This is a genomic window from Blautia acetica (assembly GCF_038739805.1).
Classification (GTDB): domain Bacteria; phylum Bacillota; class Clostridia; order Lachnospirales; family Lachnospiraceae; genus Blautia.
In genome coordinates this window covers 39,827-59,339 of the sequence record NZ_JBBEWO010000004.1, presented here as the reverse complement: position 1 = coordinate 59,339, position 19,513 = coordinate 39,827, and the positions used below count along the sequence as shown (strand labels likewise).

General features: G+C 36.8%; 22 protein-coding genes. 12 read left to right on the top strand and 10 right to left on the bottom strand.

The genetic code is table 11. The features are described 5' to 3' along the window. From WBS51_RS04070 to WBS51_RS04050, 5 genes are all read left to right on the top strand, one after another. A complete protein-coding gene (locus WBS51_RS04070) occupies nt 1–738 on the top strand; it encodes a hypothetical protein (protein WP_054337547.1) in 738 nt (245 codons plus the stop codon). Nucleotides 739–800: 62 nt separating this feature from the next. After that, on the top strand, nt 801–1,349 hold the full coding sequence (locus WBS51_RS04065; protein WP_055151554.1) for an AbrB/MazE/SpoVT family DNA-binding domain-containing protein: 549 nt from the start codon (nt 801–803) through the stop codon (nt 1,347–1,349). Between the two features lies 1 nt (nt 1,350). Then, nucleotides 1,351–2,406: a TRM11 family methyltransferase gene (locus WBS51_RS04060; RefSeq protein WP_118064350.1), complete on the top strand. Its 1,056-nt coding sequence runs from the start codon at nt 1,351–1,353 to the stop codon at nt 2,404–2,406. A 55-nt stretch (nt 2,407–2,461) separates the two neighbouring features. Next, the gene (locus tag WBS51_RS04055; RefSeq protein WP_054337546.1) at nt 2,462–2,704 is read left to right on the top strand and encodes a hypothetical protein; all 243 of its coding nucleotides are present in this window, start codon (nt 2,462–2,464) and stop codon (nt 2,702–2,704) included. Then, nucleotides 2,701–3,261, top strand: a complete 561-nt coding sequence (locus WBS51_RS04050) for a hypothetical protein (RefSeq protein WP_054337545.1) — start codon at nt 2,701–2,703, stop codon at nt 3,259–3,261. The genes WBS51_RS04055 and WBS51_RS04050 overlap by 4 nt, the downstream gene beginning before the upstream one ends. A 49-nt stretch (nt 3,262–3,310) precedes the next feature. Here the strand turns inward: WBS51_RS04050 and WBS51_RS04045 are convergent, their stop codons facing one another. From WBS51_RS04045 to WBS51_RS04035, 3 genes are read right to left on the bottom strand one after another with little or no spacing between them, the layout of a single operon-like run. After that, entirely contained in the window at nt 3,311–3,898 is a 588-nt protein-coding gene (locus WBS51_RS04045) for an SOS response-associated peptidase (RefSeq protein WP_054337544.1), read from the bottom strand. Nucleotides 3,899–3,940: 42 nt separating this feature from the next. Then, nucleotides 3,941–4,249, bottom strand: a complete 309-nt coding sequence (locus WBS51_RS04040; RefSeq protein WP_054337543.1) for a hypothetical protein — start codon at nt 4,247–4,249, stop codon at nt 3,941–3,943. Nucleotides 4,250–4,268: 19 nt separating this feature from the next. Continuing rightward, nucleotides 4,269–5,537, bottom strand: a complete 1,269-nt coding sequence (locus tag WBS51_RS04035) for a Y-family DNA polymerase (protein WP_118064348.1) — start codon at nt 5,535–5,537, stop codon at nt 4,269–4,271. Between the two features lie 421 nt (nt 5,538–5,958). On the opposite strand from WBS51_RS04035, the gene ligA reads away from it, so the two are divergent. The 7 genes from ligA to WBS51_RS04000 all read left to right on the top strand — a co-directional run bounded on the left by ligA (nt 5,959) and on the right by WBS51_RS04000 (nt 12,236). Beyond that, nucleotides 5,959–7,977: an NAD-dependent DNA ligase LigA gene (ligA, locus tag WBS51_RS04030; protein ID WP_118064346.1), complete on the top strand. Its 2,019-nt coding sequence runs from the start codon at nt 5,959–5,961 to the stop codon at nt 7,975–7,977. Nucleotides 7,978–7,987: 10 nt separating this feature from the next. Continuing rightward, on the top strand, nt 7,988–8,404 hold the full coding sequence (locus WBS51_RS04025; RefSeq protein ID WP_118064344.1) for a hypothetical protein: 417 nt from the start codon (nt 7,988–7,990) through the stop codon (nt 8,402–8,404). Nucleotides 8,405–8,523: 119 nt separating this feature from the next. Beyond that, on the top strand, nt 8,524–9,210 hold the full coding sequence (locus tag WBS51_RS04020; protein ID WP_118064342.1) for a DUF3990 domain-containing protein: 687 nt from the start codon (nt 8,524–8,526) through the stop codon (nt 9,208–9,210). A 3-nt stretch (nt 9,211–9,213) separates the two neighbouring features. Further along, nucleotides 9,214–9,459: a hypothetical protein gene (locus WBS51_RS04015; protein WP_054350800.1), complete on the top strand. Its 246-nt coding sequence runs from the start codon at nt 9,214–9,216 to the stop codon at nt 9,457–9,459. 76 nt (nt 9,460–9,535) lie between these two features. Further along, entirely contained in the window at nt 9,536–9,997 is a 462-nt protein-coding gene (locus tag WBS51_RS04010; RefSeq protein WP_117851406.1) for an NADAR family protein, read from the top strand. 86 nt (nt 9,998–10,083) lie between these two features. Further along, a complete protein-coding gene (locus WBS51_RS04005; protein ID WP_117851403.1) occupies nt 10,084–11,442 on the top strand; it encodes an ATP-binding protein in 1,359 nt (452 codons plus the stop codon). Nucleotides 11,443–11,504: 62 nt separating this feature from the next. Then, entirely contained in the window at nt 11,505–12,236 is a 732-nt protein-coding gene (locus WBS51_RS04000; RefSeq protein WP_118064340.1) for a YkgJ family cysteine cluster protein, read from the top strand. A 164-nt stretch (nt 12,237–12,400) separates the two neighbouring features. On the opposite strand, the gene WBS51_RS03995 is transcribed toward WBS51_RS04000, so the two are convergent. From WBS51_RS03995 to WBS51_RS03965, 7 genes are all read right to left on the bottom strand, one after another. Further along, on the bottom strand, nt 12,401–14,998 hold the full coding sequence (locus WBS51_RS03995; protein WP_117851398.1) for an ABC transporter permease: 2,598 nt from the start codon (nt 14,996–14,998) through the stop codon (nt 12,401–12,403). Between the two features lie 42 nt (nt 14,999–15,040). After that, entirely contained in the window at nt 15,041–15,700 is a 660-nt protein-coding gene (locus tag WBS51_RS03990; protein ID WP_117851396.1) for a hypothetical protein, read from the bottom strand. Continuing rightward, complete coding sequence (locus WBS51_RS03985; RefSeq protein ID WP_173903474.1) at nt 15,701–17,869, bottom strand: peptidase domain-containing ABC transporter; 2,169 nt, start codon at nt 17,867–17,869, stop codon at nt 15,701–15,703. A gap of 85 nt (nt 17,870–17,954) precedes the next feature. Continuing rightward, complete coding sequence (locus WBS51_RS03980; RefSeq protein WP_117851391.1) at nt 17,955–18,155, bottom strand: hypothetical protein; 201 nt, start codon at nt 18,153–18,155, stop codon at nt 17,955–17,957. Between the two features lie 132 nt (nt 18,156–18,287). Next, nucleotides 18,288–18,983 (bottom strand): hypothetical protein, encoded by a 696-nt coding sequence (locus WBS51_RS03975; protein WP_342694045.1) that lies wholly within the window; start codon nt 18,981–18,983, stop codon nt 18,288–18,290. Further along, the gene (locus WBS51_RS03970) at nt 18,973–19,266 is read right to left on the bottom strand and encodes a hypothetical protein (RefSeq protein ID WP_117942296.1); all 294 of its coding nucleotides are present in this window, start codon (nt 19,264–19,266) and stop codon (nt 18,973–18,975) included. Before WBS51_RS03970 ends, WBS51_RS03975 begins: the two co-directional genes overlap by 11 nt. Before the next feature lie 17 nt (nt 19,267–19,283). Further along, nucleotides 19,284–19,505, bottom strand: a complete 222-nt coding sequence (locus WBS51_RS03965; RefSeq protein WP_025579070.1) for a DUF5348 domain-containing protein — start codon at nt 19,503–19,505, stop codon at nt 19,284–19,286. Between the last annotated feature and the right edge of the window lie 8 nt (nt 19,506–19,513).

Genomic DNA, 19,513 nt, shown 5'->3' with positions numbered 1-19,513 from the left:
ATGAGTGAAAATTATCAAAACTCAATTACAGATCAGATATGCAAAGTACAGACCAGTAAAAAATTAATTGCACTGTATGACCGTCTCCGCTACACAAGTTATAACAGCTATGCACAGCTTCATGCAAAAGGAGAATTTGAAGAAAATGGTCATAAAGTTCACTCCCTTATTGGAATCTCCATACAGGATTACTCTAGTGGTACCGGTGATAAAAATATTATCACCCGTTTTCATCTGGCACCCGAACAAATTCAATTTCTGCTGTCCAGAGTTACCGCTGGCTTTCCTGAATTTGAATGGTCGCAAAGCAAAATATTTGGTGTGCCGGATGGCAATGGCTATTCTACTGCACAACAGTTTTTTATTTCCCGCCACGTATATAACAACCAGCAGGAAATACTGACCAGCCCATGGAGAATTCAAATTAATAACGGAAAAGGTATCAAGAAAAAGAATCATAACGGCGGCACTTATATGCAGGCTCAAAGTTTTATCTCTGAAAAAAGTGCTTTTATCCAATTGACAGATATGGATTTTTATATGCTGTTAAAACGTGCTGATTCCTATATCGTAAATTGGGAAAACTACGTTGCATCCTTCCTGATTCAAAACGGCAAACAACAATTTAAAAAACAACAGGACGCACGAATGGCACAAAATATACAGCCACATGAAATGTCTTCCTATATGCAAGAACAACCACAAGAACAATATCTGAATGGTATGTATGTCGCTTAAAGAATTTCAACAAAGAAGCAGCCGAAAAGACTGCTTCTTTTTATAAAGGAAAGGAGATTTCTATGGATTATGCCACAACACTAAATATTGACCAACAAGGGCGGATCATTATTCCTGCCAAAGTAAGAAAAGCCCTACAGCTTCATACAGGCGATGTATTGATGCTGGAAGCTGACACACGCAACATCTGTCTTCGTAAATGCGACTCCCATATCCCTATGGATATCCGGTTAGACAGTTTTCTGGATATTTTACATAGTAATGTCCCTTGCCGGATCCTGTTATGTAATGATTCCAAAATCATTGCTTCCAAGAATTATCATACAGCACTTAATATGCCTGTAACAGAAAGTATTCAAAGGCTTCTGCAACAGGGAAAGATGAAATTATTCTCTGAAAAGGAACGCATATACCCTACTATGACAGGAAAATATCCCATATCAGTCTTTTTCCCTATTTCTAAAAAAGACGAATTTGGTGAAACGTTGGGTCTTTTACTATGTGCAAAAAACCAACAGCCTTTCAGCGAAATGGATTTAGGCTGTGCCAAAATGACTGCGGCGGCGATTTCCCGCTACATCCAACAAAATTATGAAAGGAAGGTGACATAAAATGAATGACTTAATGCTGCATCGGGCAGCACAATTATTAGAAGCTGAATTTGGTCCCCAATGGCGTACTGTCGCTGACATGCTTGGAACGGAAGGATTGCGAAAACGTGTAGGAAAGGAACTGACTTCTTTCATGGCATACCCAGAACGTGGAGAAGGCGGTAACAGCCAGTGGCGTGGTAACTGCTCCCCCGAAGTGGTTGCAGCACTTCTACGCTATTGCTTGGACGATAAGCGATATTACGGAAAAGATACCAGCACCTTTACCCTCTTAGATCCTATGAGTGGCTCTGGGACTTCAAACGCGGCTGCTGACCGTTATCAGGTACGCTCCCTGCTCTATGATCTAAATCCGGCACCTGCGTATGGAAAAGGTAACTGGAATGCTCTAAAAGATGAAGTAGAGGATTCCGCTGATCTCATCTTTTTCCATCCACCCTACCATAATATGATCCAGTATTCCGGAAATATCTGGGGAACCCCTCACCCGGACGACCTATCCCGCTGTGAAAACTATTCGGATTTTCTTGAAAAACTAAATCACTGTATCCGGAAATTTTTCCTGGCACTTCGGAAAGGTGGGAGGCTTGCCATACTGGTAGGCGATATGCGGCTCCATGGTAAGTTCTATAGTATGCAGAATGATTTAATGCGGATGGGTAATTTTGAATCCTTTCTGGTAAAGGGCCAGTTTAATTGTGTTTCTGACAATCGGACGTACAAAAAGCCTTTCATTCCCATTGTGACAGAATATGCTCTGTTGCTGAAAAAAACAGATTCTTTCATTATCCCCTTCAGCATCCGGCAAGAAGGTGTGTTTTCTGTACAAAATACAGATATTCTTGCACTGACTTGGCATCATCTAATCCGGATGACAATGGAGAGTATTGGAGGAAGAGGGGCTTTAAAAGACCTGTACGATTTATTAAAGGAACACCCAAAAGCGAAAAAGAATCCGCATTATCAGGAACGTATCCGTGCCACCTTATATGAACACCCAGACGAATATATACCTGTATCGAAAGGATATTTTCGTTTGAGTTACCCTGTTACATAAAAACGAGCCATGAAAAACAGATTTTCTATGACGCTACAAAAGGAGTGTGAACACTATGACAAATCGAAAGCACCATGTGAAAGATAAACAAATAACGACACTCTCAGGATGGTTTCATTCTTCGCTACGGGTTGGGGAACGTGCTATTATTTCTGGAGTCAATGGTTTCTCTATTCTGACATCTCCTATCCTAACGATTTTGGAAGTATCAAATGACAGTATCGTTTTCGAAACAGAAAATACCATTTACCATTTGGTTCATACACCAGAGACCGTATCGGAAGTGATGTGTGCTTGAATAACATATATGAATTGGGAAGCAGGCTTTGTGAATTGCTTTCAACTTTGAAGAAAAACCGAGAATACGTTCCACTTGAAATTTTACAAACACAGTATCGGATTCCTTATGAAAGCCTAAAAAAGCAAATTGGTGATACAGCAACAGCTTTTGTAAAAGAAATTACATTATCAAAGCTTATGATAAATCCAGATGTATCTCTGGAAGAGCAGATTTCTGTTATCCAACAGGCAATTACAACATCCGGGATGCTCAAAGAAATGAGCTATACCTTATCAAAACTGTATGATGTGGAACTACTGCACAGGCAGGCATTAAAATTAAGGACATATATTGAAGATGCTCTATATCCATATATTGCCCTTCAGGATTGCCTTGTCGTTGATATGGAACGTATAGAGGATACGCCAATTATCTACAATACAATTACCCAAAAGGTTTATGAGAATGGGCAATGGAGTAAACAGGATTTGGATCTGCATGGGAAACTATTAATCTATGTAAAATCTAGTCCTCCTATGCCTGCAGCAACAGAACAAATAAACAATGGATTCTAAATTCAAAAATTTTTATGTCAAGAAGGGAAACTTTTATGGGTTTCCCTTCTTATGAAAATAATTTCAGTTGTTCATATTCTGCTGTCCGATTCAACAGTATGGGCTTCTTAGCAAGAATAAATTCTACCGCTGCATCCTCCATAATCCAATCTTCCAGTTCTTGTCGTTCCAAAAGCAATGGCATCCGTTCATGCACTGGTGCTACGGAAGCATTTGCCTGCGTAGTCAGAATTACAAAACGATTTTGACCATTATAGATTTGATAACACCCTGCCATAAATAATGTGGCATCCTGCTTTGGACTTTGAAAAGTATATTTTTCTTTGTTTTTACTCCATTCGTAAAAGTGATGGGCAGGAATCACACATCTTCGATGCAGCACACTGTCCCGAAAGGTCTTCTTGTCCAGTATCGCCTCTGCCCTTGCATTGATAAGCAGTCCCTTTCCCTGGAACCCCGGAAAGCCCCACTGCATCTGCCTCGCAGCCACTTCCTTACACTCCTTTGTAAGAATGACTGCAGATTCAGACGGGTGGATGTCCTGTCCATGCTCTATCTTTAAACGCTGGTCCAGTTTCCTTACAATCTTTTCAATTTCCCGTGAAGTTTCATCATCCACATAATATCTTCCGCACATTTTCTGTCCTCCTTTTTCCTATTTTACTTCATCCCTGGTATCTTATACAACCAGTTTCCATGCACAATCCTCCGGACAAAAGAGAAGCACAAAATTGATTTGTTTTCCCAAAAGTACCGCCTGACATCTATACTTCCAGTTCAAAATTCCCGCATACCACTGCTTTTCTACAGTCAGAACCTGGATATGATTGATTTGAATAATCTCTTCATCCTCCCCTTTTACCTTCAGCATCAATGGCAGAGATTTTCCGGTAGCTGTGAACCAGCACTGGACTGCCACCTCATGATAGGTTCCGGATAAAGGCTCCTGCTCTGTATGCTCTGTATTTATTCCGATTCCAAATGCCACCTTTCCTTCCCCCTTCCCGCTATTCTGTCTTTAATTTCTCATAGTCCACAGAACGTTTTTCCCGTGAAATGCCACCACTCATGTGATCAATACACCCACCTAAAAAAGCCGCACGTATTACCGAATCATTCCCATACCGTTTTCTGATCTGATCTATCGTTTCATCCATTTTTTCCAGTTTCTCATAATCATTCGTATCAAACAGATTTAGTTGTCTCATATTCACCTGATCCTTGATGCGGCTGGTATGGATTCCCAGATGCCGGATGGGTGTCCCATCCCAGAGCTGGTCAAATAACTGGCAAGCACACTGATGAATCTCTATCGTAATATTGGTTGCATTCTGAAGCGTCATCTGGTGACTGGCATAACTGAGATCATAATTCTTGATCCCTACTGCAATCACTTCTGCCCTGACTCCTGCTCCACGAAGTCTGCTTCCTACTGTCTCTGCCAAAGCCAACAGCACCAATTTTGCTGTAGATGCATCTGTCACATCAAAAGGAATCGTTGTAGAATTGCCGTATCCCTTATTAGCAGGCGGGGCCGACTGGACTACAGACACATCAATCCCATTTGCAACCCCCCAGACAACTTCCCCATGTTTCTTCAAATGTTGTTTTAAGTAACTCGGATCACTCTTTGCCAAATCTCCTATGGTCCGAATTCCCAACTTGAAAAGTGTCTTTGTTGTTGCCCGTCCTACAAAAAACAAGTCGCTTACCGGCAATGGCCACATCTTTTTCTGTAACTCAGACTTCCATAGTGTGTGCACTCTGTCGGGCTTCTGAAAATCACTTGCCATCTTAGCTAACAGTTTATTCTCTGAAATACCGATATTCACTGTAAATCCAAGCCGTTCCTTAATCTGTCTCCGCATCTTCTCCGCCGCTTCCACTGGTGTCCCCCAAAGCAATTCCGTTCCAGTCATATCTACAAACGCCTCATCTATCGAGTATTGTTCCACTGTGGGAGAATACTCTTGCAAAATTCCCATAAAAGCTTTGGAACACCTCTCATACAATCCATAATTCGGAGGCACTAAGATAAGATTTGGACATTTCTGTTTTGCTTCCAAGATTGATTCACCTGTCTGTATCCGATATTTCTTTGCTGGAATGGATTTTGCCAAAATGATTCCATGACGCATCGCCATATCCCCACCTACCGCTGACACCTGTTCTCTTAAATCGCCTTTCCATCCCAAATGATGCAGCCGATATACCGCTTCCCAGGACAAAAAGGCAGAATTTACATCTATATGAAAAATCACTTTTTCCAAACTCACGTTCCCCTCCTTTATATCTCATTATATAGAACATACGTTCTGAAATCAAGAGATAATATTTTCCATATTCAAGCCATATTCATGCATCCTCTATATATAGTAATTTTCTTCTCATGATAAACAATATATAGTGCTTTTATATTGACACATACTACATATAGTGTTACACTTACTATGTAATTATTATTTGTGTCATCCGGAAAGGATATACGCACGCAGTTTAGGTTTGTAAAAGTGTCAGAAGTATACCACGCTACCAGCAGGGACTTCTGGCTTTTTTATTTTGCAGGAAACTGCACGCATTAGAGAATGAACATCCGTGTCATTCTCTTTTTTTATGCCTGAACGCAAAGAAAGGAGGAAGAAAAACCGGAACAAATAAAAATTACAACTATACCATAGAAAAGGAGACAAGAATAAAATGAACCACTCTAATGAATTATCAAACGTGGAAAAAATCAAACAACTGGTGGACTATCTGAATTTACAGCGTAACGCTTATTATAATGAGAACAGTCCGAATATCAGTGATGCGGAATATGACCGAATCTTCGATGAATTAGTGGAATTAGAAAAGCAGACAGGCTTTGTCTTATCCAATTCACCGACACAAACCGTAGGTTATACTCCCATCAGTGAACTTCCCAAAGTAAAGCATCCGGTCCCTTTGCTCTCTTTAGATAAGACAAAGCAGGTACAGGACTTGATAAGTTTTGCCGGTAAGCAGCCAGTTCTGTTTATGCTGAAGTTGGACGGATTAACGACTAAATTAGTCTACGAAAATGGAACACTTGTAGAGGCTTCCACGCGTGGAGATGGGGAGATCGGAGAAATTATCACCCACAACATACCTGCATACGTGGATGTTCCTCTTTCAATCCCTTATCAGGAAAGACTGGTAATTGTAGGCGAATCCTTTATTCCTACCAATGACTTTGAACGTTTAAAAGAAACATTGCGGGATGGAAAAGGAGAACCTTATAAAAACGGACGTAACCTGGCCGCCGGCTCTGTACGAAGTCTTGATCCGGCAAATTGTGCGGGGCGCTGCCTGCACTTTATGCCATTTAATGTCCTAGAAGGTCTAGACGATTCTTCCTTTCCATTTCCAGACAGCAGAGCTATGAAGGTTTCCAGTCTATTTGACTATGGCTTTCAGCCTTGTCCTTATATTGCTACTGACCAGCCCTTGAACACGGCTCTTATAAATCAGTATATTGAAAAACTGACTGCACTAGCAGATAACAAACATCTGCCTATTGACGGAATTGTAATGATTTTCGACAGTCTGGACTATTCCCAAAAATGCGGGCGTACCGGACATCATTATAAAGATGGACTGGCTTTTAAGTTTGAAGATGAAACTTACGAAACCACTCTTCGCAATATAGAATGGACACCCACCCGTTTCGGAGAAATTGCACCTGTGGGAGTTTTTGACTCTGTGGAAATTGACGGATGCTCTGTTTCCAGAGCAACCCTTCACAATCTGACCTTTATCAAAGAATTAGAATTGGTGCCAGGTTGTAGAATTTCTGTATCGAAACGTAATATGATCATTCCTCATATTGAAGAAAATCTGGAACGTGGTCATTACGTAGATGCAGTTCCCCCAGTATGTCCATGCTGTGGTTCTCAGACTCGTATCTATCAAAGAAAAGGAAATGATGGGCGTCTCATTGAAACAGTGCATTGTGACAATCCCAACTGTGATAGCCAGATCCGAAAACGCTTTACACATTTCGTTGGAAAAAAAGCAATGAACATCGAGGGACTCTCCGAAACTACCTTGGAAAAATTCCTGACTTTGGGTTATCTCCAGACATTTCCGGATATTTACCATCTAAATGAACATCAGGAAGAAATCTTACAGTTGGAAGGTTTCGGTAAAAAATCCTTTGAAAGATTATGGAATTCCATTACTTCCAGCCGTAATACTACCTTTGTCCGATTCCTGGTTTCCATGGATATTCCTATGGTCGGACGAACCAAAAGCAGGATTTTGGATACAGTATTCCACGGCAGTCTGCAGGAATTTTTTGACGCTGCCTCTGGTGACTATGATTTCACCCAGTTAGATGACTTTGGTGATACTCTGAATCAGAATATCCATGACTGGTTCTCTGATGAAAACAATCTAATTCTCTGGCACGAACTCCAAAAAGAACTTATATTTGAAGAAAGAAAGGAAATGAACACTATGATGAAAGAAAATGTATTTACAGGATGTACTATCGTTGCAACAGGAAAACTTGCTCATTTTACAAGGGATGAAATCAACTCCAAGATCATTGAGCTTGGAGCAAAAGCCGGCAGTTCTGTCACAAAAAAGACAGATTATCTGATTTGTGGGGAAAAAGCCGGAAGTAAATTGACAAAAGCTCAGGCTCTCGGTATTAAGATATTGTCTGAAGATGAGTTTCTTGAGATGATTGCGTAAGGAGAACTCTATGAGTATCATTACATCCGTTTTTCATATCTATGGATTTCTTATTACAGAAGAGGCTGCTAATCTTATCCTTCGATATACAGAGAAAGTTTTTCCTGATTTATACAAAGAGTTCTCTGATCCAGAACCACTCTTAGCCTTTCAGGAATATCTTTGTGAGAAACTTGATGGCTGTCGTTATGGCACTGCCGAGTCTATGACGGTATGGAGGATCAAAGATCGGGAAGAACTGGACTTAAATCCAGGAGAAGAATTTTATATCATTGAACTTAAAAATTCTTCCCACTTATTTTCACAGACGTATTCTTCTTATACGGAAGTTATCCAAGAAATTCAAGAAACGTTTGGTGAATTACTTCCTCCGGATTTTCCATTAGATGATTTTCTTGTGGAAATCATGGGTGAAGTCTGGGGATAGTGAAATGGGGTGACGCCCCATTTCAAACATCTTTTGCAACTTTACATTTATAATTATTTTACCGTTGGAAAGCACCTTCTTTTTTGATATAATGAAAGCAAATGGAGGGATAACGTATTATGAGTATTCAATCAGATATAGAGATGCTATCAATTGAAGCACTGGAATATTATGCTAAAAAGCACCAACTATCGGAAGACGATGCCTTTAATATTTTCTACAAACATCAAGTATTTGAAAAAATACTGGTACAACACGAAACGTTGCACCAATTAGATATTCATGATACTTTTCAATACGTAGAAGATATTATAGAAGAAGATACGCCCACGCTTGTTCTTTTCCATGGCTCCAATATTGCATTTGATAAAATCGATTTGAACAAATCACATAACCGTCGTGATTTTGGTCGTGGATTTTATTGCACAGTTCTCGAACAGCAGGCAAATGAATGGGCGAACCGCCTGTACTTGCGTACTCATACTGGCGGCAAATATGTGTATCGGTATATCTTCCAACAATCCGAGGAACTAAAAATCAAACATTTTGCCACCTTGGACAAGGAATGGTTGGAGTTTGTCAAACTCAACCGTACTGTCGGCGATATCCAGCATCACTATGATGTTGTAATTGGACCTGTTGCGGATGATAATACCATGGAAACTGTACAACTTTATTTGTCCGATATCTTGAGCGTGGATGAAGCGGTTACAAGGCTTCGGTATAATAAGGTTAATAATCAGGTTTCCTTTCACACCCCACTTGCTCTTGAACATCTGATATTGGAATCTCGAAAGGATGTGTAAAACATGGAAGGTAAATATTTTTTTAACGGGAAAGATATTTCAATGAATCTGTATATTCAGATCCGGGATGTTGTCGATATTATTATGGAAAAGAGCCATCTTTCCTTTCCGGATGCCATGGGCAAATTTTATCACTCAAAAACTTACAAAGCCCTGCAAAATACAGAAAATACTCTTTGGGCGGAATCTGCTGGCTATATTGCAGACCGCTATTACGAAGAACAAGAAGAAGCACAAATAAGCAAATGACAAACGAAAAAATATGTTTAAGAAGGAACTGCTTGCCATAAGCGGTTCCTTTTTTGTATAAGAAAGAAGGGATTACATGTTTATTAATACCTATTCGAATCATTACCAGCAAACAATTGACCACTTTCATGGAGCATACGCTTTTCTTAGTAACTTCTATCCTTCCCGGATATATTACCGGGGCTACTGGTATGCAAATAATGAGGCTGCTTTCCAGGCACAAAAGACCCTTTCACCTAAAGAACAGCTTCAATTTACCAAATTAAGGAATCCAAAAGATGCCAAAAAACTGGGAAGAGAAGTACAGCTCCGTTCAGACTGGGAACGTGTAAAGCTTATGTACATGTATGAAATTTGTATGTGCAAATTCATGCAGAATCCTACCCTATGTAAAGCATTACTTGCTACTGGGAATTGTCACCTTGTTGAAGGAAACAACTGGGGAGATTATTTTTGGGGTTCTGTAAATGGTCATGGCGAAAATCATTTAGGTGAAATTCTTATGGACATACGTGCAAAGCTTCAATTTGAACGTTAAAATAATCATTTACCCATTTTGCACTGTATGAACTGCAAATATTTTGCTATAATGAAAGATAGATTTTAAAGAAAGGATTTGTGCTTATGTATCTGAAGCGTTTTGTCTATGACCGCCTTCTGGATTGGAAAAATGAAGGAGGGCATAGTACCCTGGAAGTCGGCGGAGCCCGTCAGGTTGGAAAAACCTACCTGATACAAAAATTCGCTGACGAAAACTACAAACACAAAATTTATATTAACCTGTTTGAATTAAGCGGCAGACAGTTTATGGAATGTTATAAACAGGCAACAGCTTGGACACCCGGAACAAAACGGCAGGAGCATCCTCTCCATGATGCCTTCCAGTTGTATGAACCGGACTTTATTGATTCTGAAGATACCGTCATTATTATTGACGAAATCCAGGAATCTTCCGAGATTTATAACCGTATCCGGGAGTTTACTCGTCATTTTAAAGCCCATTTTATCATCACAGGAAGCTATCTTGGGCGGATTTATGATCCAGAATTTCGTTATTCCAGCGGAGATGTCACAAAGCTTACTATCTACACACTTTCTTTTGAGGAATTTTTGATGGCCTATGACCAAATCCTGTATGAAGATTATAAAAAAATACCTTTTGTTCCTTCTAGGTCAGAGGTCTATGATCGCTTAAAGGAAACCTATGAGCTGTACTGCCAGATTGGTGGCTATCCCAAAGTGGTCGAAAACTATCTGGAGAACCGGAACATCGTAAAAGCTCAAGGCGAACTCGTAAAAATCATTGATACCTTCACCAATGAATCCATTCGCTATTTTACGGATATTTTGGATACCAAAGTGTTTACCCATATTTTCTTTTCCATCTGCCGTATTTTAAATCGTGAAAAGAAAGGATTTTCAGAAGACAGCATTAGCGAAGAATTGCAAAAACTGGTAACCAAAGACTACTCCAGCAATATTTCAAAGGCTACCTGCAACCGTGCTATTAGCTGGCTGTACTTTTCCGGAATCATTGGATTCTGTGCAAAAATAACAGAAATGGATATTCTGGATTTTAAGTCCGCAAGCCGCTGCTATTTCATGGATATGGGACTGGCAAACTATTATCTGACACGTACCGGAACCGATTCCCGTGTACTTGCAGGCACATTAAATGAAAATTATGTCTATATCAATCTGAAGAAACGCCAGGATTTTCCACAGGAAATTTCCTTTGAAACCCCTGCTTTTGCTACTTACCGTGGCGGAGAAATTGATTTTGTGGCACAAAGCCTATCTTCTTCCACCCGATATTTGATAGAAGTCAAAGCTGGAAAAGGTACTGCTTCCACTGCCCAGAAAGCCCTGGCACAAGGAAAAGCAGATAAGCTTCTTTATTTAAAAGGAGCAACCAAAGGTGGTATAGACGGTAAAACAGAAACACTGCCTATTTATTTACTGGAACAATACAAATTTAATTAAGTTTATGTTTACGAAGAGACTACTTTCCAAGTGGTCTCTTTTTTATTTAGGAGGACAATAATATGAATTCAATAAAAGAATTAAAAGAACAATTAGGATATGAAGAAATCGGTCTCGATGATATATTTGTATTTCATTGTACTCAATGCGGAAAATGTTGCATCCACCGGGAGGATATTCTCTTGTCCCCGAAAGATTTATTTCATATAGCGAAGAAATTAAAAATCACACCAGAAGTTGCCTTGGCACAATATTGTGAAACTTATCTTGGACGTAATTCTCATATCCCTGTAGTACGCTTAAAACCACAAGGAAGTGTCAAACGCTGCCCGTTATTAAAAAATCAAAAATGTTTGGTACACGATGTAAAACCCGCAGTCTGTTCTATGTTTCCGATTGGCCGGTACCTTGCCCTTCCCTCCGATGGTATTTTTCCGGAAAATCCGGAAGAATTGTCTGTTGGATACGTCTTTAATGATCCGGAGTGTGGAGATAGATCAGAAACACATACCGTTCGGGAATGGTTTCATAAATTTAACATTCCACTAAAAGATGACTATTTCTTTGCATGGACGAAAACGAAAGCAACACTTAGCAAACATCTACGCTTTCTAGAAGGACGTCTATCTGAAAAGACCATGGTTTCAATATGGAATGCTACATTGATAACTCTGTACCTAAACTATGAGGTTACAGAAGATTTTCAAACACAATTTCAGAAAAACTCAGATATGCTCCTATCCTTAATTGAAAAACTGAGAACTGCTGACGCTCCTATGCCTAAGAAAATATAAACATATAGAAATACTTCGAGCCGTCCAAATTTGACGGCTCTTTTCATGTCATTATGACACTCTTTACATTTCTACTGTTTCTTCATACAACAATTTATTCAACACATATTTTCGACCAGCTTATTGTAGCATTTTCTTGAAGCTCAAATTCATATTTTCGTATATCACCTTTCTTTCTTAATTCTTTCAATTAAGCTATTTCTTTCCATTTTATGTAAGAATATATTAGGGATTATCACACACAAAAAAGACATAATACATATAATACATAAAAGTCCTTCAAATGGATATTGAAAAACAAAATATTCTATGTTTTGTTTTAAAATATAAACTACTATTCCCATAACTATACTTCCTATAATCAATAATAGCCCAAGAACACCTCCTACGTATATTATCCCCTCATATATAAGCATTTTCCTAAGCATACCTTGTGTCATGCCGATACTCCGCATAATGGAAAACTCACGCTGCCTAATAATTATATTTGTAGATGTAGTACTGAAATAATTTAGCAGTCCCATAAATATTAAAATGCCACTAATAGTATACATGATTATCTGACTTGTTCTAATATACAAAGACTGTTTTGCAATTTCATCACTATTACACTTTATCACATACAAAAGTTGATTTTCGTTGCCTGTAGTAGATTGAAACTTGAGATTTGCCTCTTGAACCCATGCTTTTAATTTCTGTTTACAAATAGCCTCTTTATTTGCTTTTACATTAATCTGTACTTCCAAGTTTCTAACTGTTAAAACATCCTTTAATTTGCTGAAAGTTTTATCTGAAACAATCAGATAAACTTTATCATTTCCTCTCCATGATAAATCCAAAGTTGGACAATCTGACTGTGAAATGTTTATATATCCACAATTTCTAAGTTTAACTGCGGACATTTCCTGCATTGCTGTTCCAACGGGCACCAAATCATACAGTTCTATTATTTTTCCAATACATTCCGTTTCTATATCTTCGTATGTTTGTGGTATTAAATTTTCATGTAATATTAACACGCCACCTTTCTCGTTAAATGTTTTTTGATCAACTGGTATATTATTCTCCTCTACATATTTCACTAACTTTTTCATACTTTTATCGTCTAATGTTTGCATTACAGGTAATGAATCATGCTCTACAATTTTTAAGCTATCTGTTTCTGCTGCATTTTTTATAATAGGCAGAAAACCTTGTACTATTTTCAGATTCTCAGTATAAGAAGTAAGCGTATTTTTGATATCCACGATATTATCATCTGTTATTAATTCCACCTCATCTTTTCCATTTTCCACTAAATACGTTACAGTATCCATTGGCACTTCAATAGTAAAATCTGGATTCTTCTGTAATCTATTCATTTGATTTGTCCCCTTGGTGACCACAATCCCTAATAGCCCTATTTCACAACCAAATGCCAAAAATATTATAATGAACATAAATTTTTTCTTATAACGTAATATGTTACGAAAAGCCATTCCAAAAATAATTCCAGTTCTTTTTATAATGAACATTTTCCCAAACTGATAATCTGATTGTTGTTCTCCCACTACTTCCTCATATTTTGCAGCCTCTATAGGAGTAATCATAGTCAATTTATATACTGCCAAAAGAGTTGCCCCAAATAGAGTTATAGCAACTAAAACAAGGACCACGATATATGCACTTAAATTAAATAATTTTAATTGACTATTTGCTTTATACTCCCCTAAATAAAGATTTTTAACCACATTGTTTAAAACACAATATTGTAGAACTATGCTGATTATTACACCACATAAGCAACTTTTCAAATAAATATCCCCTATTTGCATACATACTAATTTTTTTATCTGTCTATTAGTTGCACCTATTGTACGCAATAATCCATACTGTTTAATATCACTTCCCAGTGATATATATACAACATTATAAATCACTAAAAACAAACAAAAAAACACAGCCAAGACAAACATATACGCAAGCAAATAATTTCCAACCGTCCCTTCAATTGCTCTGTATTCTGCAGAATCATAGCTTATAATTCTTTGCTTATCATTGAGATTAATATCATTTTTTAATCTATTCTCTACTTGTCTTCCGCTTAGTCCCCAATCTTTTACATCAACCCATAATCGACATGGATATTGTGAAATACCAGCCTGTTTTATTCTATTCTTGCAAATATATGCGATTGAACTATCGGATAATTCATTATTATAACTATCATAATATCCAGATAAAACAAATTCTTGTTTACCTGTCATTTTTGTCGTGAAAATATCATTCCAATAAAAGTCTAACGTAATCTTCATTCCTATTTTGGGACTGCTAATCCCCAAATAGTCCAAAGTTTTTTTTGACATCATTATTTCATCAGTTTGTTCCGGATAATTGCCATAGAAATGTACAAAAGTAGGCTTTACCATATCTTCGTAAGCTGTTTCATCTAAAACAACACATTTGCTATATGAATACCTACCATTCATCAACCTTCCGCTCTCTTTTTCCTCTCCTACACTATTCACATAGGAAAGATCTTGTAGCTGTCGTTTTATTGTATCTGTTCCTTCTTCAATAAATGTTGAAATTGTTTTTCCATCTTGATATTGATTTTTCAACTTATCCGCTTGAAATTTTCCATGTATTAAAGAAATGATAACTAATGATACTACTACAACGCTCACTACGATACATTGTAAAATAATATTTCTTTCCCTGTTTTTTTTCTTATAAGCTCTTATCAGAGTATTTAGAGATTTTCTTACTCTACCATTATTCATTAGTAACCTCTCCTTTATTGCATATCTTTATAACTTATAAAATCAGTCAAGATTCCAATATTTATCTAGTGGTTGAGTATCGCTTTCCAAAAAGTCTATAATTTCTTTATCATCAAAATAAAAGTTTATCACTTTATGATTTTCAAACTCTACCAACGTAGGTACTCCCCCCAGCACAAATTTCTTTTCGGATAACTCCTCTTTTTTTATATTTGGATGAGTAGAAATAGCATACACTTTACCAGCTTCTTTTCCCTCATGTAGTGCTGCATAATTCTCATTTGCCCAAATGATTTTATAGTGGATTGGAGGATATTTTTCTTTTATCAAATTCTCATCTAATCCATCGTAAAATACAATTTTTCTGGTACTGTCTTTTTCTCCAATTTCGACATCGTATTTCTTTTCATGGGAATCCCAATCATAATTCCTAGTTCCTTTACATGCTTCTGCATCAATCTCATAAACCGCATTCTCTTTTTTAAATTGTTTTATATCATCCTCTATATTATCGCAATATGGACACTCTTTTCTATTGAAATATACATAAAAATGTCCTTCCTTTTCAAACAAGTCTTCTATAGAAGTAGAATATGCTATAGTTTCTTCTTTTACTTTTGGAAATAAAATGATTGCAGCTCCCACGCATATTATGAAAAATATACTGCACGCTATAGAAATTATAATATTTTTCTTTTTCATCTATTTCTCCTCCTCACCATATAATTGACGATACAATTTGCATTGTTCCTTTAATTGTTTGTCTGTCCCACGTGCTACTATATTACCTTTTTGAAGTACATAAATACAATCACTATCTGCAATGACATTTATTCTATGTGAAATTAAAATAAGTGTTATATCCCGAATTCCCTTAATATAATTCAAGATTTCCCTTTCACTTATAGAATCCATATTACTGGTAGCCTCATCTAAAATTAAAATTTTAGGATGACGTAATATGGCTCTAGTTAGTGACAATTTCTGTCTTTGCCCCTTCGAAAGGTTCTTTCCGCGCTCTTCAAGGACACTATCATACGCTCTTTCCATTTTACTTACAAATTGATGCACACCCATCTTACGTGAAATCTCAATCATTTCCTCATCTGATATCTCTTCATTACCCATTTTTAAATTTTCTCTAACACTTGCAGTAAACAGAAAATCTTCTTGTGATACATATACAACTGCTTTTCGAATTTCTTGAACCTCGAAATTTTGAAGTTCTGCACCATCAACATATATATGTCCTTTATCTGGAGAATAAAATTCCATAAACAATTTTGCTAAAGATGTTTTCCCAGATCCTGTTTCCCCAATAATAGCTACATTATCGCCTTTTCTTATTTTAATATTAATATTGTTCAGTATATTTTTCCCAGAAACAAAATGAAAATCAACATCTTTCAGTTCTATTTCTTCATCAAATTCAAATGGCTCTATACCTTCCTTTGTTTTCTCTACTTTAATACGTAACACACTTTCTAGACGTTCCATAGCAACATGGGCAGAATGGTATAATGGCTGTAAATTTACAATATCTTTAACCGGCGTTAATAAATATCCAATTAGAATATTATACGTAACTAATTCCCCTATAGATAAATTATTACCAATGATTTCAAGTGCTCCAATGCACAGTACAATAATCTCCCCCATACCACCTATTAAAACTTTTATAGCTGACTGTAAGTTTTCTGTACTTCCTAAGTTAAGAATCGTATCTTGCCATCTTTCTATTTTCTTTTTCCCATTATTGAAAATTGTCTTATTATACGTATACGCTTTAACCGTCAAAATCCCCTCAATAGAATCAATCAAATGTGAAGTCACACGTGCCTCTCTTGACATTTCCTCCGAATTTAAGACACTATAATATTTCCTAAATCCCACCATAACCAGAGTATATAAAAAGCACATCACAACTACCACAGCAAAGATTTTAATATTCAATACACACAAAATGATACTTACCGCAATTATAAACAACGCATCAATTGGTAAAACCAATATGCTGCTTACCAGTGCTTCTTGAACTCTAATAACATCCTGAAATCGTGAAATAAACTCACCATTTTTACGTTTTTCAATAGACATCACCTGCAAGTCCAATAAATGTTTATAATATTTCAGACTAAGTTCTAAGTTAAAAGATTTTGAAATATCCAATGATAACTTTGCTCTTCCCCAGTCTACAATAGTCTTAATCAATAGCATTAAAATAACCATTAGTGTCATAAATATTAGACTATAAATCAATCTATTGGGAATAACTGTGTCTATCAACGTCCCAAAATAGAAAGATGAAACAATTGATATTGCCATTGATATTGCTGAAAATAATATAATATATATAGTTCTTTTCCATTCCTTCTTTACTAATTCTATAAATTTATTCTCTGCAATCCGCATGCCTTCCTTTTTTTTATAAAATTCTTCCGTTGTCTGAAATAAGATAATAACTCCAGTCCAAAAATATGGCGAATCTTCTCCATATTCCGAATTAAAAAATTTTTTTCTGTCTACCTCTATAATACCGACAGCTGGATCTGCAATAACTACGCTATTCTTTTTTATTTTATAAATTATAATGAAATGTGCCAATCCATCTTCTTGATATACATGAGCCACACACGGCACTTCCAGCTCTTTTTCTTTAAAGTCTATGTTTTTTTTATATGCTGATGCAAATAATCCCAGTTTTTCAGAAATCCTACATACATCCCAAACACTCGTTCCTTCTTTGCTGGTTTCTAAAGCTTCACTTATCTCCAGTATAGGTATCTTTTTTCCATAATACCACGCTATACTTGCTAAACAAGCTGCAGCACAATCCATAGAATCATATTGTTTTATACATCTGTATTTCATACTGTCATCCATCCCCCTAATAAATAAAGAGGCGATGCAAGCTCGCCCCTTTGTTTTCTGCTTTAATATTTAATCTGCTGCTATTTTAGTATCCACAAACTTCATAGCAAAACTGAATGTATCTGCTTGCTTTATCTTTCTGTCCAGAATTCATTAGATTTTTAATTGTGGCTACCATATCATCAGCATTTGCTGGGCAACAGAAAAAATATCCATAATCAGAATTGCATTTTCCTCCTGTTACCATTTCCATTTCTTTTTTTGTCATTTTTTCCATTCCGTTCATATTCGCTTCCTCCTTAAAAATATATTTGATACTTAATTATTACTCCATAAAATAAAATTTTTCTACATTTTTTGCGTAGATTGCACTTTTTTATGTCTAGTTGGAATTTGATTAAATATTTGAGCTTTTTTACTATACTGGTATCACTTTTGGCACCTGAATTCCTATTGTAATCCCCATTTCCAATTTCCTTCTGTAATACCGGAAACTATGAAAAGAAAATTCTCCTGTTCCCCAAAATCGTCTAATTCTATGGATATAATATTCTTTTGACTTTGTAAATATCATCTTTTGCTTCCTATATAATAGATGTATAATTCGTAAAGAACACTTTGAAATTTGGGGATAATTTCCATTTACTTTCCTATATATATTTCCTGTTTTTCCTTCTGGCAAAACTACATTTCTTCCATGTATGCAGGACCATTCTATATATGGAATGTCTATACTTCTTATCCCTGTTTCCATTGCAATTCGCAAAAATAAGGCAGTTTCAAAATCCTTTTTATATAGAAATTCGTCTGCTATCATTTTATAATGATCAACAAAATAAATTGCTCCTATCTTTCTTTCCAGTTCCAACAGCGAAACATCATCCAACCATTCCAATTTTCCTCTGTATTTTTCAATAAATATCATTCCATGTTCAGTTTCTAAAGATTGCCTCAAATCACGGATAGCCTCTGTCCAATATTTTCTTTGTTCAGGTAACAAGAAGCATACCATTTTCTGTAAAAACTTTCCTTCGCTATCTGGATGCCACTGTATTAAACGCTTTAGTTCTTCATAGGCTTGATTTACTTTATATTCCATTGTACTATTTCTCATCTTCAGATTCTCCTTCGTATTGCTCTAAAATCTTTGAAGCCCTCTCCACAAACATCCTGTCTGCCCCTGAAATCTCATATTCTTTCCAAAGTGTCTTATGTATCTGTTCCTCTGTTAAATCCCTACACTTTTCCTGCAGCATACGGACAAATGGATATATCATAGTCGCATGAATATTTTTCCCGGACCGTACCATATCTCCTTCCATTTGATATGCTTCCTGTAAGCATTCCAGTATAATGCGAACATCCGTAACACTTTCTCTCATTGTGCTTCCCCTCATCAGGCTTATCCTCCTATTTACATACGTACTCTCAGTCCATCTAATCTCGACACGTTCAGTCCAACCAGATACCAGTCATCTCCCATTTCAATTCGGACCGGAATCCAAATATCTTTCACCTTTACATCGAAACATTCCCCGCAATGTAGTCCTCCATAAAAAGATTCCAAATCAAAACGTATATCATACCTCCCTGTTTCAGTATCATAAAACAATGTTCCTTCTCTGTGTTCACTCATAACATCTG

What these genes read in the sequence shown, in the direction of transcription:
- WBS51_RS04070 (WP_054337547.1), top strand. Translation starts at nt 1, where the DNA reads ATGAGTGAAAATTATCAAAACTCAATTACAGATCAGATATGCAAAGTA.
- WBS51_RS04065 (WP_055151554.1), top strand. Translation starts at nt 801, where the DNA reads ATGGATTATGCCACAACACTAAATATTGACCAACAAGGGCGGATCATT.
- WBS51_RS04060 (WP_118064350.1), top strand. Translation starts at nt 1,351, where the DNA reads ATGAATGACTTAATGCTGCATCGGGCAGCACAATTATTAGAAGCTGAA.
- WBS51_RS04055 (WP_054337546.1), top strand. Translation starts at nt 2,462, where the DNA reads ATGACAAATCGAAAGCACCATGTGAAAGATAAACAAATAACGACACTC.
- WBS51_RS04045 (WP_054337544.1), bottom strand. Translation starts at nt 3,898, where the DNA reads ATGTGCGGAAGATATTATGTGGATGATGAAACTTCACGGGAAATTGAA.
- ligA (WP_118064346.1), top strand. Translation starts at nt 5,959, where the DNA reads ATGAACCACTCTAATGAATTATCAAACGTGGAAAAAATCAAACAACTG.
- WBS51_RS04025 (WP_118064344.1), top strand. Translation starts at nt 7,988, where the DNA reads ATGAGTATCATTACATCCGTTTTTCATATCTATGGATTTCTTATTACA.
- WBS51_RS04020 (WP_118064342.1), top strand. Translation starts at nt 8,524, where the DNA reads ATGAGTATTCAATCAGATATAGAGATGCTATCAATTGAAGCACTGGAA.
- WBS51_RS04015 (WP_054350800.1), top strand. Translation starts at nt 9,214, where the DNA reads ATGGAAGGTAAATATTTTTTTAACGGGAAAGATATTTCAATGAATCTG.
- WBS51_RS04010 (WP_117851406.1), top strand. Translation starts at nt 9,536, where the DNA reads ATGTTTATTAATACCTATTCGAATCATTACCAGCAAACAATTGACCAC.
- WBS51_RS04005 (WP_117851403.1), top strand. Translation starts at nt 10,084, where the DNA reads ATGTATCTGAAGCGTTTTGTCTATGACCGCCTTCTGGATTGGAAAAAT.
- WBS51_RS04000 (WP_118064340.1), top strand. Translation starts at nt 11,505, where the DNA reads ATGAATTCAATAAAAGAATTAAAAGAACAATTAGGATATGAAGAAATC.
- WBS51_RS03995 (WP_117851398.1), bottom strand. Translation starts at nt 14,998, where the DNA reads ATGAATAATGGTAGAGTAAGAAAATCTCTAAATACTCTGATAAGAGCT.
- WBS51_RS03990 (WP_117851396.1), bottom strand. Translation starts at nt 15,700, where the DNA reads ATGAAAAAGAAAAATATTATAATTTCTATAGCGTGCAGTATATTTTTC.
- WBS51_RS03985 (WP_173903474.1), bottom strand. Translation starts at nt 17,869, where the DNA reads ATGAAATACAGATGTATAAAACAATATGATTCTATGGATTGTGCTGCA.
- WBS51_RS03980 (WP_117851391.1), bottom strand. Translation starts at nt 18,155, where the DNA reads ATGAACGGAATGGAAAAAATGACAAAAAAAGAAATGGAAATGGTAACA.
- WBS51_RS03975 (WP_342694045.1), bottom strand. Translation starts at nt 18,983, where the DNA reads ATGAGAAATAGTACAATGGAATATAAAGTAAATCAAGCCTATGAAGAA.
- WBS51_RS03970 (WP_117942296.1), bottom strand. Translation starts at nt 19,266, where the DNA reads ATGAGGGGAAGCACAATGAGAGAAAGTGTTACGGATGTTCGCATTATA.
- WBS51_RS03965 (WP_025579070.1), bottom strand. Translation starts at nt 19,505, where the DNA reads ATGAGTGAACACAGAGAAGGAACATTGTTTTATGATACTGAAACAGGG.